General features: G+C 70.5%; 14 protein-coding genes and 1 pseudogene. 6 read left to right on the top strand and 9 right to left on the bottom strand.

What is annotated here, in order from left to right:
• Positions 1-108: 108 nt before the first annotated feature.
• The 3 genes from AB0E88_RS04550 to AB0E88_RS04540 all read right to left on the bottom strand — a co-directional run bounded on the left by AB0E88_RS04550 (position 109) and on the right by AB0E88_RS04540 (position 7,660).
• Positions 109-1,128, bottom strand: a complete 1,020-nt coding sequence (locus tag AB0E88_RS04550) for an FKBP-type peptidyl-prolyl cis-trans isomerase (protein ID WP_361623652.1) — start codon at positions 1,126-1,128, stop codon at positions 109-111.
• Between the two features lie 44 nt (positions 1,129-1,172).
• Complete coding sequence (locus AB0E88_RS04545; RefSeq protein ID WP_361623649.1) at positions 1,173-1,373, bottom strand: hypothetical protein; 201 nt, start codon at positions 1,371-1,373, stop codon at positions 1,173-1,175.
• Positions 1,374-1,477: 104 nt separating this feature from the next.
• On the bottom strand, positions 1,478-7,660 hold the full coding sequence (locus AB0E88_RS04540) for a DNRLRE domain-containing protein (protein WP_361623646.1): 6,183 nt from the start codon (positions 7,658-7,660) through the stop codon (positions 1,478-1,480).
• A 523-nt stretch (positions 7,661-8,183) separates the two neighbouring features.
• Here AB0E88_RS04540 and AB0E88_RS04535 point away from each other — a divergent pair.
• Positions 8,184-8,392, top strand: a pseudogene (locus AB0E88_RS04535) (hypothetical protein); the annotation flags it as partial.
• A 50-nt stretch (positions 8,393-8,442) separates the two neighbouring features.
• On the opposite strand, the gene rpsR reads toward AB0E88_RS04535, so the two are convergent.
• Genes rpsR through rpmG form a run of 4 tightly spaced genes read right to left on the bottom strand, consistent with a single transcriptional unit; the run spans position 8,443 to position 10,342 of the window.
• Positions 8,443-8,685: a 30S ribosomal protein S18 gene (rpsR, locus tag AB0E88_RS04530; RefSeq protein WP_361623643.1), complete on the bottom strand. Its 243-nt coding sequence runs from the start codon at positions 8,683-8,685 to the stop codon at positions 8,443-8,445.
• 52 nt (positions 8,686-8,737) lie between these two features.
• Entirely contained in the window at positions 8,738-9,892 is a 1,155-nt protein-coding gene (locus AB0E88_RS04525; RefSeq protein ID WP_361623641.1) for a GTP-binding protein, read from the bottom strand.
• Positions 9,892-10,146 (bottom strand): type B 50S ribosomal protein L31, encoded by a 255-nt coding sequence (locus tag AB0E88_RS04520; RefSeq protein WP_361623639.1) that lies wholly within the window; start codon positions 10,144-10,146, stop codon positions 9,892-9,894. Before AB0E88_RS04520 ends, AB0E88_RS04525 begins: the two co-directional genes overlap by 1 nt.
• A 31-nt stretch (positions 10,147-10,177) precedes the next feature.
• Complete coding sequence (gene rpmG, locus AB0E88_RS04515; RefSeq protein ID WP_030801977.1) at positions 10,178-10,342, bottom strand: 50S ribosomal protein L33; 165 nt, start codon at positions 10,340-10,342, stop codon at positions 10,178-10,180.
• 69 nt (positions 10,343-10,411) lie between these two features.
• Here rpmG and rpmB point away from each other — a divergent pair, with 69 nt between their 5' ends.
• The 4 genes from rpmB (at position 10,412) to AB0E88_RS04495 (ending at position 12,713) form a co-directional block, all read left to right on the top strand.
• Complete coding sequence (gene rpmB, locus AB0E88_RS04510; protein WP_361623636.1) at positions 10,412-10,648, top strand: 50S ribosomal protein L28; 237 nt, start codon at positions 10,412-10,414, stop codon at positions 10,646-10,648.
• On the top strand, positions 10,648-10,953 hold the full coding sequence (gene rpsN, locus AB0E88_RS04505; protein WP_361623633.1) for a 30S ribosomal protein S14: 306 nt from the start codon (positions 10,648-10,650) through the stop codon (positions 10,951-10,953). The genes rpmB and rpsN overlap by 1 nt, the downstream gene beginning before the upstream one ends.
• 191 nt (positions 10,954-11,144) lie before the next feature.
• On the top strand, positions 11,145-11,522 hold the full coding sequence (locus AB0E88_RS04500; RefSeq protein WP_361623630.1) for a hypothetical protein: 378 nt from the start codon (positions 11,145-11,147) through the stop codon (positions 11,520-11,522).
• Positions 11,523-11,531: 9 nt separating this feature from the next.
• On the top strand, positions 11,532-12,713 hold the full coding sequence (locus AB0E88_RS04495; RefSeq protein ID WP_361623627.1) for a GTP-binding protein: 1,182 nt from the start codon (positions 11,532-11,534) through the stop codon (positions 12,711-12,713).
• A 116-nt stretch (positions 12,714-12,829) separates the two neighbouring features.
• On the opposite strand, the gene AB0E88_RS04490 is transcribed toward AB0E88_RS04495, so the two are convergent.
• Positions 12,830-14,011, bottom strand: a complete 1,182-nt coding sequence (locus tag AB0E88_RS04490; protein ID WP_361623624.1) for a GTP-binding protein — start codon at positions 14,009-14,011, stop codon at positions 12,830-12,832.
• A gap of 5 nt (positions 14,012-14,016) precedes the next feature.
• A complete protein-coding gene (gene rpmF, locus AB0E88_RS04485; protein WP_361623621.1) occupies positions 14,017-14,187 on the bottom strand; it encodes a 50S ribosomal protein L32 in 171 nt (56 codons plus the stop codon).
• A 320-nt stretch (positions 14,188-14,507) separates the two neighbouring features.
• On the opposite strand from rpmF, the gene kdpF reads away from it, so the two are divergent.
• Positions 14,508-14,597, top strand: a complete 90-nt coding sequence (gene kdpF, locus AB0E88_RS04480) for a K(+)-transporting ATPase subunit F (protein ID WP_361623618.1) — start codon at positions 14,508-14,510, stop codon at positions 14,595-14,597.
• The last annotated feature ends 5 nt before the right edge of the window (positions 14,598-14,602 follow it).

Here is a 14,602-nt window from a genome sequence, read left to right as displayed (position 1 = left end):
GAGAACCGGCGGATCACCTGAGGCCGCCGTTGCCGGCGTCACGGACGGTGTCCTCGTCGGCCCGGACCAGCTCGGCCGCAAAGAGCACCCACGACGGCCCGCCGCCGGTCAGCTCGCGGCGAGGACGTCGACGACGAAGACCAGGCTGGACCGGGCCGGGATCCCCTGCTGCGCCTGGGAGCCGTAGCCAAGCGCCGGAGGCACGACGACCAGCAGCCTGCTGCCCACACTCGCCCCCACGAGCGCCCGGTCGAGGCCCTCGATGAGGTTGTGCCGGCCCACGACCACCGGGGTGGGGCCGGTCGTCCAGGAGGCGTCGAACAAAGGCGCGTCGTTCGTTCCCCGGTTGCTGTTCCAGACCGCACCGGCTCGCCGGAGCACCACCGTGCCGCCCGCGCGGACCCGTGGCCCGGTGCCGTCGACGATCCGGCGTACGACCAGGCCCGCCGGCGGTGCCGTGTCGGGCACGCCGATCGAGAGGGCGGAGGCGCCGGCGCGGACGCTCGGCAGGCCCGCGCCGTCGCCGTGCTGCCGGCCGTGGACGGTGGCCTTGGCCGCCACGGCGTCGACGATGTCCACCGCGAAGACCACCGTCTCGGTCGGTGACACCCCGAGGGCGGGATTGCCCGAAGTGCCGTAGGCGGCCGAGGGCGGCGCCACCACCAGGACGCGGCTGCCGACGCTCTGCCCGCGCACGGCCAGGTCCAGCGCGGGCAGCACCGAACCGGTACCCACCGTGAAGAGCACGGGGTGAGCGGGCTTGCCACCCCCGGCGAAGGTGGAGGGCAGTTCCTTGCCGGTCTTCCACGCGCGAGCCGCGTAGTGGACGACGGCGATGTCGTGGTCGGCGACCACACGGCCGCGACCCCTGAGGGCGGGAGTCACCACGAACTTCCCCGTCGGGCCCGCCTCGGGGAGGGTGATGACCGGCTTCTTCCCGAAGTCACCGCTCACCTCGGGCAGCACGGCGTCGGTGTGCACCACGGGCGGTACCGGCCGACGCGCCACGGACACGGTCGGAGCCGGCAGGGGACGGTGACTGTCGCCCCCGGTGGGCGAGGTCTTGTTGGCGCTGCAGCCGACGAGGGCCAGCGCGCAGGCGAGCAGAGGCAGGGCGATTTTGCGCATGTTCTTTCCCGGTCGGAGGGTAAGGCCGTGACCGCCGCGTCGGATCAGCGGCGCCGCCCGGCGGCCTGACGCGTGTGCAGCAGCCCGGCGAGCCAGGATCCCGCCAGCAGCGCGCAGGCGGACTCGATGAAGGCCCTGGGGCCGTCGCCGCCCGTCGTGAGGTCAGCGACATAGAGGATCGCGAACACGGATCCGAAGACGAACAGGACGAGGGAGGCGGCGCCGAAAGCGGGTCCTCGCTTCATCGTGGGTCCTTGAGGGGTGTAGGGGGAGGGGGGTGGGGAGTGCCCGTCCGGTGGCCGGGAGCGGCCACCGGACGGGCTCACCGCTTCGCGGTGGTGTCAGTCGGTCAGCAGCGGACGTACGCGTAGGACACGTAACCCACGGGATAGGTGCCGACCCACTTCTGTGTGCTGAACAGCTTCAGGCACTTGCCCCGTTCCTTGGCCCGGTACGCCGCCCACACGATCAGCGCGGCGTACAGACCGAGAATGGCGGCCACGGCGCCCGCGTACACGTTGATGCACGCGATGATGGCGGCGATGAAGCCGTAGGCCGTGAGGGCGTACGGGCCCTCGTTGGCCATCTTCTTCGTCGCCCACCAGTTGAAGTAGACGCGGACCGAGGAGCCGATGTGCAGGCCCGCGTCCCAGCCCCAGTAGTCCCAGTAGCGCCACGAGTGGCCGACCACCTTGCCGAAGAAGTAGTGCTTGGTGCGCCAGCGGTGCCACTTGCCGTCGAGGTCGACCTGGTTGACCGGGTCGGCGCCGGCGTACTCGTAGGCGTTGTCGCTGCCACCCGGGACCGGGTCCATCGACAGGAAGCGTCCCTGCGTGGGGTCGTACAGGCGAACGCCCATCAGCACGGCACCGGTCGGTGTCTCGGCGGAACGCGCCTCGCTGCCGAGCCATCCGTAGCGGGCGGAGGCGGTGCCGGCGACGGCGTTGCCGTACTCGTCCTGGCGCAGCACCGTCGGCGCCTGGGTGGTGTCGAGCGGGAGCGTCAGACCGATGTCGCCGTGCAGGCCCGCCAGTTGGAGGACGACGCCTCCCGAGGCGCCGGTGACCGCCTCCAGTTTGCCGGTCAGGCCGTGGACGTTGCGGGTGATGAGCCCGGAGGAGTTCTCCGTCACCCAGTCCGGGCTGTCGTCGGCCGAGCCGTAGTGGTTCGTCTTCTGGCCCGTCTGGCTCCACGTACCGTCGGCGTTCTGCGTTTCCGTGGTCCACGAGGCCAGGCGTCCGGCCGCGTCGAGGTCCCACGTCTGACGCTGGGTGCCGGCAGTCTGCCGGCGCACCAGGTCGTGCGCGTAGTACTCGATGGTGGTGCCGTTGGCCTGGGTGGTGGTCCGGCCGAAGGCGTCGTAGGCAACGCCCGTCCCGATGAGCCGGTCGGCGCTGTCGTAGGCGCTGGTCACCGTGGTGGCGCCGGTGTCGGTGCAGCCGTCTCCGGGTGCGCTGACGCTGGTGGTCAGACCGGTGCGGTTGGTGTTGCCGTCCAGCGCGTAGACGCGGCGCGTGCAGGTCTGGTCGGCGGCGGTGTCGTCCGTGCGGGTGAGCCGTCCGGCGTTGTCGTAGAGGTAGTCCTGCTCGGTGGTGTCTCCTGCCGTGCCGTTGTGGTGGACGATCTGCCCGTGCGCGGAGTAGTCCGCGGTGTCCGCCAGCACGATGGCGCTGTCGGTGTCACGGGTGTAGATCCGGGAGGTGTTCTCGCCGATCTCGTTGAAGCCGAGGTTCAGCGTGTAGCCGCCGGGCAGGGTCTCGGTCGTGAGCTGCCCGTCCGGGCCGTAGGCGGCGGTGAAGGTGCCCGCCACGGAGTCGGTCAGCGACGTGGGAAGCCCGCGGGGTTCCTTCGTCGTGTCGTAGGCGTAGGTCGTCGTCGACGGGGACGAGTCGCTGACCTTCAGCGGGCGGCCCAGGACGTCGTACTCGGCGGTGCGGGTGTTGCCGGCGCCGTCGTTGTAGGAGATGACCCGGCCGAGCTTGTCGTAGGCCGTCGTGATGGTCTTGCCGTTGGACGTCACCGTGGTGGTGCGCCCCGTCGCCGGGTCGAACGTGTTGGTGGTGTCCGGCACCGCGGTTCCCACGCCGCCGGTGAGCGACGCCTTGACCGTGCGGCCGGCGCTGTCGGCGGTCAGGGTGGTGGTGCGGGTGACGCCGTTGGCGGACTCGGTCACCTTCGCCGGGTTGCCCCACCAGTCGTACTCGACGGTCCGGGTGGGCGCCTGGGTCGGGTTGGAGCCGCCTCCGGTGATGGCGGCGGCGGGAGCGGTGGAGCACTGCAGGTCGGCCCACTCCGGGCGGCCCTGGCAGGCACCCGTGCCGGTGGCCGACCAGTAGGTCGTCACCGTCGCCCCGGCGTCCGAACCGTTCGACTTCGGCAGGGTCGCCTTGATCACCCGGCCCTGGGCGTCGTAGGAGGTGGTCCGGGTGAGGTTCAGACCGCCCGCGTCCTTGACGGTGGAGGTCTCAAGACCGGTGGCCCAGTCGTACGTGGTCTTGTCGACCCGGACGTCGGCGTCCGACGGGTAGCCGTCGACATGCGCGCCCACGCTCACCTGGGTGGGCAGGTCGGAGGCGTTGGCAGATCCGTCGGTGGGGCGCCCCGCGTCGTAGGCGGTGACGGTGTGCGTGCGTGCGGCGACCTCGGTCCCGGCCGGCAGGTCGGTGCCGCCCGTGCCCGCCTTGAGGGCCGAGGTGAGGGTGGTCAGATGCAGCGGCCCGAACTCCTCCAGCTGCAGACGGCCGTCGCCGCTGTACACGTACGAGGTGGACAGCTGCTGCGCGCGCTCGGCCGGGGAGGCATCGCTGATCCCCAGCAAAGTGAGCCGGTTCAGGTCGTCACCGGAGGTGGCCAGCGCGAGCCGGCGATCGCTCGCGGTGAGCTCACGCACCTGGTTGCCGAGCGCGTTGTACTCCGTGACGTCGATGTGACCGCCCGGATCGGCCGTGTTGACCCCGCGCCCGGAGGCATCGATGTAGGAGATGGTGGCGCGCTTGTAGTCGCCGGCGGACAGGGTCCGGCCGTCATTGGACGCGGCCGTGACATCGGCCGGGAAGATGGCCGTGGCGTCCGTCGGAACGTCCGTCTGCCCCCAGGCCTGCACATCGGTGGCGCCCATGGCGTACGGCGCCGTGGTGCCGGTCAGCGGGACGTCGTAGACGACGTTGGTGTCCGCGGTGCCCTCGGTGACGTCGGCGCTGCCCTGGTGCAGGGCCGGACGGGACGTCTTGAGCAGCATGCCGTCACCGGCGGTCGCTGCGTTGCCGGCCTTGCCGTAGGAGAAGGTCCACGGCAGATCACCGGGCGGCGTCAGCTTGGTGACCCGGCCCGCGCCGTCGTACTCGTAGGCGGTCTTCAGCGCCGGCGTGATCTGCGGGTTCCACGCCTCGCGCAGGTGCCCGGCCGTGTCGTAGGCGAAGGTCTGCACCGCGACGGCCGTCGACGAGGACGCGCCGGGCGCGGTGGAGCGCAGTCTGATCTCCTTCACCTGGCCGGCGAAGTCACCGAACGCCGAGGACGTGGCCGTCGTCGTCGACGCGTAGACGTACTCCAGCATCCGGCAGCCCTTGGTGGCGGGCGTCGTGGCGCAGGTGTCGGCGGACACCGCCGAGGTGGGCGCGATCACGTACTTCGGCCGGGCGAGGGTCTGCGTGCCGGAGACGACCTTCTCCGAGACGACCATGGTCGTCGAGTTGGAGGTCGGCCGGTACGACGTGGTCGCCTGCCATGTCGTCGCGGCGGGGTCGACCTTGGCGAACGACGTGGTGGTGCCGGCGGTGTCCTTCAGAGTGAACGAGCCGGTCAGCGAACCGGTCAGGGTCAGCGACTCCGAACCGGGCTCCGGCTTCCAGCCACCGGCGTTCGTCGCCGTGAAACCGATCCCGCGGCCCTGCGCGTCGACCAGCTCCACGGAGGTCGCGGAGGTCTTGCTGATGCTGGTCCAGTCCGACCCGCTGCCGTCGGCCGTGATGCCGGAGATCCAGTCCGGGCCGTAGATCGCGGCCTGCCCCTCGATGCCGTCGTCGGTCGTCGCCCGGCGGGACGAGGTGCTGCGCGAGGCCGTCAGGCCGAAGCCGCCGGCGTCGTTGTCCGTCAGCGAGAAGTCACCGGTCAGCAGGTTCACCTCGCCGGGACCGACCTCCTGGGTGGGCGCGTCGCCCGCCTCACGGTCCACGGTGACCGTGACGGGCTGGCTGTAGCCCGTGGCCGTGCCGTCGGTGAACGCGGCACGGATGTCGATCGGGCCGTCCTGCGCGATGGAGGTGGTGATGTTCCACGTCAGCGCGGCAGGAGCGCCGTTCGGCGCGGCCAGCGGCCACGAACTGATCGCGGCACCGTTGGAGTTGACGCTCACGTCGGCGAGCGGCACGTTCTGCCACGTGTCCGTCTCGCCACGGCGGTACTGGTACGTCACACCGGTGTAGCTGGTGCGGCCCGTCGAGGTGAGCGCGACCCGGCGAGCCGGTCGGTCGCCGTCACGCGGCGAGACCATCGCCGCCCCGTCGGCGCCCACGCCGAACCGGTACTCGGTCGTCGTCGTGGACAGGTTGCCGCCGGAGTCGATCGTCTTGGCGTACAGGCTGTGCCAGCCGTCGCCCGGCTGCACGGTCACGGTCAGCGGGTCGCCGCCGCTGCCGTCCGTGGTGTCGTCGACCCGGTTGGGGGCGTTCGGGTCGTCCAGGCCCCAGTAGTAGCCCTGCCCGTCGGTGGAGGACGTGTCCAGGGTGCACTGGGCCCCGCCGGCCGCCTTCGCGGTCCACGTGTCCCTGGCGTACGGCGTGCAGGAGACCGTCGGCGCCACCGGCTTGGCGGTGTTGAGGACGAAGGTGGTGTAGCCCGTCCAGGAGCCGTAGTCCGTGCCGTCGTAGCCGCGCACCCGGAAGCGCAGGTGCGCACCGGCCGGGAAGGCGTTGGCCGAGGGAATGGTGAGTTGCGCGGTGCCACCCGAGGCCACGGACGAAGTGGTGGCCGTGTACGCGTAGGTGGTGTCGTTGTACGCGGGGTCGGGGGTCACCTCGAACTGGGCCTTGACCGTGCTGCCGTCGGCGTCGCTCGTCTTCGCCGACAGGACCGGCGTCAGGGACGTGACGTAGCGCTTGCCGTTGTAGGCGTTCGCGGCGCTCGGCGAGATGGCCGCACTGGCCGGGACGGCCGGGTACGAGTTGTACGTCACCGTCAGGTGCGGCTCGACGGAGTTGTCACCGCTGATGTAGTTGGCCGAACGGAAACGCCGCCAGGTCGTCGGGTCGGTCTCGTCGGCACCGGCGATCCGCAGGCCGTAGTTGGCCGAGCCGTTCGCCCAGGCCTGCACGATGGCGTCGATGTCGAAGTTCATCGTGCCGCCAGGGCAGCTGGAGCTGTAGCCCAGGGCAGCCTTGTTGACCACCGCGCCTGTGGCCGTGGTCGCGGGCTGGGCGCTCCAGGTGATGGCGGAGGAGCTCCAGTCGGCGGTCACCCGCCGCACCTCGGTACCGGCACCCGTCGTGGCGCACGTCGAGGAGTAGTACGAGTACAGGGCGAGGTTCGTGTCCAGGATGTGCTTGCCCTTGAACGCCGACACGTCGAACTTCAGGTAGGAGCGCGCCTTGTCCGCACCCGTGTCGTACGTCCCCGACTTCAGCTCGGGCGAGGAGACCTGGGAGTCCGGGTAGTCCGGCGTCTGCACCCACGTGTCGGTGGTGACGGCGAGCGTCGACGTCGGGTCCACCGTGACGGGGTACTTCAGGTCCTTGCGGGCGAGGTAGTGCGCGTCCGGGGAGAGGACCAGGGTCTGCGATCCGTCGGCGGCCGTCTCGATCTTCGTGCCGACCGGGGCCACGTTCTTCGACTCACCGGAGCGGGAGTCCCTGGAGGAGTCCCACATCCGAGGCGCAGGGGCCTCGGCGACCAGCCGACCGGCGTCGTCCTTCAGCAGCAGATGCCCCGACGGCGCCTTGGACACCCTCAGGCCGTCCAGGTGCAGCGGGATGCGGTACGACACCGGGGTATCCGGTGCCTGGGCCAGGACGACGTTCTCCGAGAAGCCCTGCTCCAGAGCGGTGACCTCGAGCGTCTGGCCGCGCCCCAGGTCGTAGGAGGCGGTGGAGCCCTTGAGCCGGGGTGCCGGGAGCTTGCTCTGCCAGCCCAGACCGAACTTCGTCCTGCCCTTGGTCACGGAGGCCAGCTGGTCGTCGCCGCCGTCGGACAGCCGCACGTCCGCTGCCGCCGCTCTCGGCTCCACCGAGGGGCCGGTGTCCCGCAGCGAGGTGTCGATGTCCTGCCAGGCACCGTCCTTGCGGGTGCGTATCGGTCCCGCATAGACCGACGTCTGCAGAGCGCCTGACGGCAGGGCCCAGGTGGTGGACTGCTCCGTGCGGGCCGACAGCACCTCGATGTTGCGCTTCTGCAGGCGCGCCATGAGCAGCGCTGACGCCTCGTCGGAGGCCTGTGCGGGGCCGTGTATCGCGGAGCTCGACCCGGTCGGGGCCTGCGCCGACGCGGCGGCGCCGTCCAGAGCGGTCAGGGACAGGGCGAGTGCCAGACTGCCGGCCACGTAGCGCATGCGTCTGTCGCGCCAAAGCCGCCGTCTCGCCCAGGGCGAGGGCGGCTGGTAGCGATTCATTCGGACTTTTCCAGCCTTTCGTCGAACGAGAGAAAGACGTTGAGCGGGAAAAGCTAGCGAGGTCGATATAGCGCGAAGATCAGCTAAAGAAGGAGGCACTGGACATCTTCATCAGTCACGACTTGATCACAACCGCTCGGTAGGGGAACCGCCTCAACACCACGCCCCACCAGGCAAGTTGAGGACAACCGGCCGAAGTTTTGCCAGAGCATGGCCAAGCAGTTGCCCGGCGATGAGACGCCATTGGGGAAAGGATTCCAGGGAAAGGCACCGGAACGATCGAATTCACCCAAGGTGCACGGCACGGCGCCCGGCATACCCGACCGCAGGCCCTCACAATGGTCAATTCCAGCGCATGCCGAGCGCGTCGAGTTCGGCGGGGCCTTGCCGTCATGGACGGCAAGCCTCGGCGTCGCCGGGCTGACCGTGGGCGTCCAGAGCACCTGCCTTGCCGATGCGGGCGCGTCGGCAAGGCAGGCCGGCCCGGCCCCGAGACGCCGGAGGGGTCGCCGAGAACACCGACCGCTTCCACATCGTCTACCGCAGTTCCCACCTGACCGGCCGGGCGTTCCACCCGCACAAGACGAACCGGTCCGGCGCGCTGGTGCGGCGGCCGGCCGCAGCGGATCCGGCCGGGTGGGTGTCGATGTCGCCTCGCTGGGAGACGGCCCTGTGGAGCCGAGGCGCGCCTGCCCGGCAGGCTTCGCGAGGTGTCAGTCCCGCTTGCTGGAGTAGGGCAGCAGGGCCATCTCGCGGGCGTTCTTGATGGCCGCGGCGATCTGGCGCTGCTGCTGGGCCGTGACATGGGTGACGCGCCGGCTGCGAATCTTGCCCCGGTCGGAGAGGAACTTGCGCAGCAGAGTGGTGTCCTTGTAGTCGATGTAGGTGATGCCGGCCGCTACCAGGGGGTTGGTGCGGGACTTCACCGGCTTGCGGGCGTTGATGCGTCGCGTCATGCGGATTCCTCGAATCTCAGTGATGGGGTTGGCAGTTGCACGCGTCGGCGGGTCAGGCGGCGTCGAGCAGGGCGTCGAACGCCGCGGGCAGGCGCTGCCACCCCTCCGGCCCGGCCGCGTACTCGGCGTCGGTGAGCAGGCAGGAGTCGAGCAGCTGCTCGACGCCGGAGCGGTCGAGACCTGGGGAAGTGAAGACCAGATGCTGGCAGCGGTCGCCGTGCTCGGGATGCCAGTCCAGAGCGGCGGCCGCCCGCCGTACCGGGGGGACCAGGTCCCAAGCCGCGTCGGGCAGGGAGGCGAGCCACGGCCCGGCGCTCTCCACGCACAGGGCGCCACCGGCCGCGTCCCAGGCGAGCAGCGTGTCGGGTCGGTCGGCGAGCCAGAACCGCCCTCTGCTGCGCGCCGCCGCACAGCAGAGGTCTTCCAGTGCGTCGTAGAGACGTTCGGGGTGGAAGGGGCGGGTGCTGCTGTGCCACACCAGTGTCGTGACGCCCGCTTCGTCGGCGTCGTGCGGCAGGAGGGCGCAGGCCGGGTGCTGGGCCGTGGCCGCCGCCTCCACGTCGAATCCGGCGAACGCCAGGTGCGCGAGCTCACCCGAGGCCGCGTCGACACGGCGGGCGGTGGGGTGCAGCTGCCTCAGCAGGGCGTGGTCCTGCTCGTCCGCGTTCTCGCTGTCGACGAGAGCGAGGACGGGCGCGTACTCCAGTTGCCGGGCCCAGGTGTCGCCGACGGTGCGCTGGTCCGTCGCCGCTGCGGCGAGTCCCGCCTCGGCGAGGTCGTCGCCGTTGGAGAGGTACGGCAGGACCAGAGCCGGGTCGACGGCAGTGATCACGTTGGTGAGCGTCAACTCCTCACCACTGTGCGCGGCGACGACCTCCGCCATGGCCTTGGGCTCGACCGAGTCCCACAGCTCCACGATCGCCAGCCGCGTCAGACCGTGGCCGGCCAGCCGCTCCAGCTCCGGTACGAGGTCCTCGCGCAGTGCGCAGCAGGCGCAGTCGTTGACCAACGGGGCCTGCCCCGAAGCGAGCACGCCCGACGCGTCGCGCAGAAGACGTCGTACGGTTCCCTCGCCCGCAGTGGACAGGTCGTGATGCAGGGCGATGCTCCCCGGCACCGCCTTCAGCAGGCGGTCGACGACCTGGGTGCGGGCGTCGGCGTGCAGCCCGCCGACGATGACGACAGGCAGTCGGTCCTCTCCGCTCATCAGCGGCCTCCGGAACGGCCGTAGCGGCGCTCGAAGCGCTCCACGCGGCCCGCGGTGTCGAGGACCCGCGCGGTGCCGGTGTAGAAGGGGTGGCTCGCCGAGGAGATCTCGACGTCCACGACGGGGTAGGTGTTGCCGTCCTCCCACTCGACGCGCTTGTCGCTGGTCATGGTCGAACGGGTCAGGAAGGCGAAGTCGGCGGCCCTGTCGCGGAAGACGACGGGACCGTAGGCGGGGTGGATGCCGGGCTTCATGGCGTGCTCCTTCGAGCGAGGGGTGATCGGGTCAGCGTTCTTCGCGGAAGTCGACGTGCCGGCCGGCGACCGGGTCGTACTTGCGCAGGACCAGGCGGTCGGGGTCGTTGCGGCGGTTCTTGCGGGTCACGTACGTGTAGCCGGTCCCCGCGGTGGAGCGGAGCTTGATGACCGGGCGGAGTTCGTTGCGAGCCATGACCGCTACTATATGGGAACGATTGTCATTATCGACAACCCGTTTCTTCAGTGAGAGGCAGGTCATCCTGTGTCCGCCCACTGCCAACTGACCGGCGCACAGCCGGGATTCGGCAACACCATCTCCCACTCGCACCGGCGCACGTCCCGCCGTTTCAACCCGAACATCCAGCACAAGCGGTACTGGCTGCCCAGCGAGTCGCGGTACGTCCGGCTGACGCTGAGCGCCCGCGCGATCAAAACGGTCGACACCATCGGCGTGGAAGCGGCTGTCGCGCGCATCCGCGCCCGAGGAGGGAAGGTCTGATGGCCAAGCGGAGCAAGATCGCGAAGAACGAGAAGCGCAAGGCCGTCGTCGAGCGGTACGCCGCCCGGCGCGCCGAGTTGAAGGAGATCATCCGGCGTCCGTCCTCGACGGAGGCCGAGCGCGGCGCGGCCGTCGCCGAACTGCGCCGCCAGCCTCGCGACGCCAGCCCCACCCGGGTCCGCAACCGCGACAGCGTCGACGGCCGTCCACGGGGCCACCTGCGCAAGTTCGGGCTCTCCCGTGTCCGGGTGAGGGAGCAGGCACACGCGGGCTTCCTGCCCGGAGTGACGAAGTCGTCCTGGTGACGGCAGCCCTTCCGCGCTGACGGAGGGGTGTCAAGGCGGGGGGCAGGGCTCATGCCCGGGCCGTGCCCCTCGCCCGAGGAAGAACGAGCAACCCGAAGCAACGGGCGCGCTCGTGGCCGTTGTCCGTGCGGATGCGCGAGGTACGGCAGCCATGCAAGCCGTCGACCGTGAGACCCGGCAGGAGTGCACACATGAGTGACGCCGCACACGGCCACCGTGGCCGTCCCTTCACCCTTGTCGTCTGCGCCTCGTGTGAGGCCGCGACCGAGCAAGTGATGGATGAGTTGCGCCGGGCGGTTCGGGACAGCCGCCACGGGGTCATGATCTCCGCAGGATGCCTGCGGAACATCGTCCACTGCCCGGGCGGACGCGGCGTGCATGCCGCGGTACAGCCGTGCACGGCCGATCGCAGGCCCGCCGGAGCCCTCGTGTGTCTCGGCCCGCTCGTCACCACGGCCGATGCCGAAGCGGTCGGAGCGTGGCTGCGGGCTGGGATGCCGGACGACGGCACTCTGCCCGACAGGCTGCGGGCGGCGCCCGCCCCTCAGCGCGTCGCGCACCTGAACTGAGGGGGCGGCGTGAGCAGAAGTCTGCTGAGCGCCGTGACCGGCAACACGCCCTGTGTTCGCGGCGCTGTGGTCGACCGGTTACTGAAGCTCTCTCCACGTGCCGTGGTTCTGGCGGTGTCGATCCAGGCGCAGGGCGAGGGGTACCCCACGGTCCAGCGCTTCCTCTCCGGCAGCGGCACAGCGCTTGCGGGCACGGCGTTGCCGGGCGCGACGGGGGACCCGGTCGTCATCCTGCGCCAGGATCTGCTGTCGCTGCGGCGTTCCGCGGACGCGAGCCACGTCGTCCTGGCGGTCCCGGGCGACGTCGACGTCCTGTCCCTCATGGTGGAACTGTGGCGCCCCCGGGTGAGCAGCGGATCCCTGGGCGACCACTACGACGCGGCCCCGCTCGTGGTCGCCGTCGACACGGAGGCGTTCCTGGCGGACATCGGGTGCGTCCACCGGACGCAACTCCTGTGGAGCGGGGGCGACCGCGGTGAGTCGGTGACGCGCGCCGAAGCCGCCGCCCGCCAGGTGGAGGCGGCCGACATCCTGGTCGTGCCGCGGCCGGCGGGCCGGGCCTTCGAGCCCGGCGATGTGGAACTCATCGGTCAACTCAACTACAGCTCCCTGCTGCTGACCTCTGCCGGGACGGACGGTGCGGAGGGGGAGCTTCCTGCGTCGCTCGTCCGCCGCCTCCCGCCGGGCGCCGACGAGGGGTGGCGGTCCCGGCTGGAGCCGGTGGGGCCACCGCGTGCACGCAGAGGCGGCAGTGGTGAGGTGCGCACCCTGTGCTGGCGCGCCCGCCGTCCGCTGCATCCCGAGCGGTTGGCCGAGGCGCTCGCCGTCGTCATGTCCGGTGTCGTGCGCGGGCGCGGGCATCTGTGGCTGTGCAGCCGGCCTGACGTGGTCGTGGCCTGGCGGTCGGCAGGCGCATATCTGGAACTGCGCGAGGCGGACCGATGGCTGGACGAGGACCCGCGCTGCTGGGCGGCCGCCTCCCCGCAGCGGCGGATGCTGGCCTCGTGGTACTGGCACGACTACTACGGCGAACGCCGCAGCGAGATCACGCTGACCGGAGTGGGGCTGGACCAGGAGGCGGTTCGCTCCGCGCTCGACAAGGCTTTGCTCACCGACCAGGAACTGTCGCTGGGACCACTCGGTTGGACGTCGATCCCGGATCCTCTGCTCGGCGACATCGATCGCGGGTGATGAAGAGCATCCGGGCAGGGAAAACTGCTGAGCAGCGCGAGAGGTCCTGGCCGGGTCGGGGTACGTACCCGGGCCGGGCGGTGCCGTGGCTGCGACCACCGCCCGGCCCGGAGCTTTCAGGGCCCCGCTACGAGTGTCGGATGCTCGTGTTCGCAGGCGTCGTCGATGCCGTAAGTGTCCCAGGCGGGGAACGGGTCGACGGGCGGCAGGACCTCGCCGCCCGCCATGAGGCAGTCGGTCAGCGCGGCTCGGAGCGCGTCCGCGCACAGGCCCGTGCCGATGAAGACCAGCTCCTGAGCATGGGAACTGCCCGGGTCACGGGCGGCGGAGGGCTCGAAGCGGGCCACGGAGCCGGCCTGCGACCACAGGCCGGTCACGTGCGGTCGGCTGGCGAGGGTGAAGAAGCCCTTGGAGCGCAGGACCCTCCCGTAGGCTCCGCTGTCGAGTTCCTCGGTCACGAACGCCCACAACCGGCCCGGGTGGAAGGGCACCGCGGAGCGGAACACGGCGGAGGAGATCCCGTACTCCTCCGTCTCGGGCACATGGTCGCCGTTGAGTTCCCTGACCCAGCCGGGCGCCTGCTGGGCCCGCTCCAGGTCGAACAACCGGGTACCGAGCACGGCGTCCACCTGCACCCGGCCGTGGACGGCCGGGACGATCCGGGCGGCCGGATTGAGGCGGCTGAGCGTCGCACGAAGCGCGTCGGCGGCCTTGGTGCCCACGAGGTCCAGCTTGTTGAGCACGATCACGTCGGCGAACTCGATCTGGTCCATCAGCAGGTCGCTGACGGTGCGTTCGTCGTCCTCGTACTGGTCCAGGCCGCGCTCGACGAGTTCGTCCCCGCTGTCCAACTCGGCGAGGAAGTTCGCGGCGTCCACCACCGTGACCATGGTGTCCAGCCGGGCGAGGGCGTCCAGCGTCGCCCCGTCGTCGCGAGCGAAGGCGAAGGTGGCGGCCACCGGCATGGGCTCGGAGATGCCCGACGACTCGATGAGCAAGTAGTCGAAGCGGCCCTCGCGGGCCAGCCGGTCGACCTCCTCCAACAGGTCGTCGCGCAGGGTGCAGCAGATGCAGCCGTTGGTCATCTCGACCAACCGCTCCTCGGTGCGCGACAGGGCGGCCTCACCGCCGCGCACCAGGGCGGCGTCGATGTTGACCTCGCTCATGTCGTTGACGATGACGGCGACCCGCAGGCCCTCACGGTTGCCGAGGACGTGGTTGAGCAGAGTCGTCTTGCCGGCGCCGAGGAAGCCGGACAGGACGGTGACGGGGAGACGATCAGGTCGGTCGTACGGCACGGCACTCAGCCTTCGGGGCGCAGCAGCCCGCGCTCGTACGCCTTGGCCAGCCTCTGCGGCACGAGATGGGGGACACCGTCGATGGTGACGGGCACGAGCTGAGGCGTCGTGGCCTTCCACTGTGCGCGGCGGTGACGGGTGTTGCTGCGGGACATCTTCCGCTTGGGCACGGCCATGGGGGGCCTCCAGGGGATGGGTCGGGTGAGCCGGGTGAGTCGATGAACGAGGAGAGACGTTACATGAAAATGGTATCCATTTCTATTTGAGGGCGGCGACGGTGCGGGACAGGGCCGTAAGAGACCCGTCAAAGCCGTACGTGCCCCCGTAAGAGAGCCGTCAACGGACGACCGGAACCGGTCGGACACGCGGTTTCCTCTAGTCGTCCGTTCAATCGAACCTCACTCCAGGAGTTCGCGATGGCCGATCTGGCCTTCGTCGTCACCGTGCTCGCGGGATTCGCGCTGGTGGCCTGTGTCGCCAAGGGGGTGACGAAGCTGTGACCGTCGAAAACGTCGTCGGCCTGGTCGTCGCCGCCTCCCTGCTGGGTTATCTCGTCCTCGCCCTGATCTTCCCGGAGAGGTTCTGAGAGCC

The sequence above is a fragment of the Streptomyces sp. NPDC028635 genome (assembly GCF_040637635.1).
Lineage (GTDB): Bacteria > Actinomycetota > Actinomycetes > Streptomycetales > Streptomycetaceae > Streptomyces.
This window is presented reverse-complemented; position numbering and strand designations above follow the sequence as displayed.

Bases quoted from the DNA above. Each gene is read 5' to 3' on its own strand.
- AB0E88_RS04550 (WP_361623652.1), bottom strand. From the start codon at position 1,128: ATGCGCAAAATCGCCCTGCCTCTGCTCGCCTGCGCGCTGGCCCTCGTC.
- AB0E88_RS04545 (WP_361623649.1), bottom strand. From the start codon at position 1,373: ATGAAGCGAGGACCCGCTTTCGGCGCCGCCTCCCTCGTCCTGTTCGTC.
- rpmF (WP_361623621.1), bottom strand. From the start codon at position 14,187: ATGGCCGTGCCCAAGCGGAAGATGTCCCGCAGCAACACCCGTCACCGC.
- rpmG (WP_030801977.1), bottom strand. From the start codon at position 10,342: ATGGCTCGCAACGAACTCCGCCCGGTCATCAAGCTCCGCTCCACCGCG.
- rpsR (WP_361623643.1), bottom strand. From the start codon at position 8,685: ATGACGCGACGCATCAACGCCCGCAAGCCGGTGAAGTCCCGCACCAAC.
- rpsN (WP_361623633.1), top strand. From the start codon at position 10,648: ATGGCCAAGCGGAGCAAGATCGCGAAGAACGAGAAGCGCAAGGCCGTC.
- AB0E88_RS04500 (WP_361623630.1), top strand. From the start codon at position 11,145: ATGAGTGACGCCGCACACGGCCACCGTGGCCGTCCCTTCACCCTTGTC.
- AB0E88_RS04525 (WP_361623641.1), bottom strand. From the start codon at position 9,892: ATGAGCGGAGAGGACCGACTGCCTGTCGTCATCGTCGGCGGGCTGCAC.
- AB0E88_RS04520 (WP_361623639.1), bottom strand. From the start codon at position 10,146: ATGAAGCCCGGCATCCACCCCGCCTACGGTCCCGTCGTCTTCCGCGAC.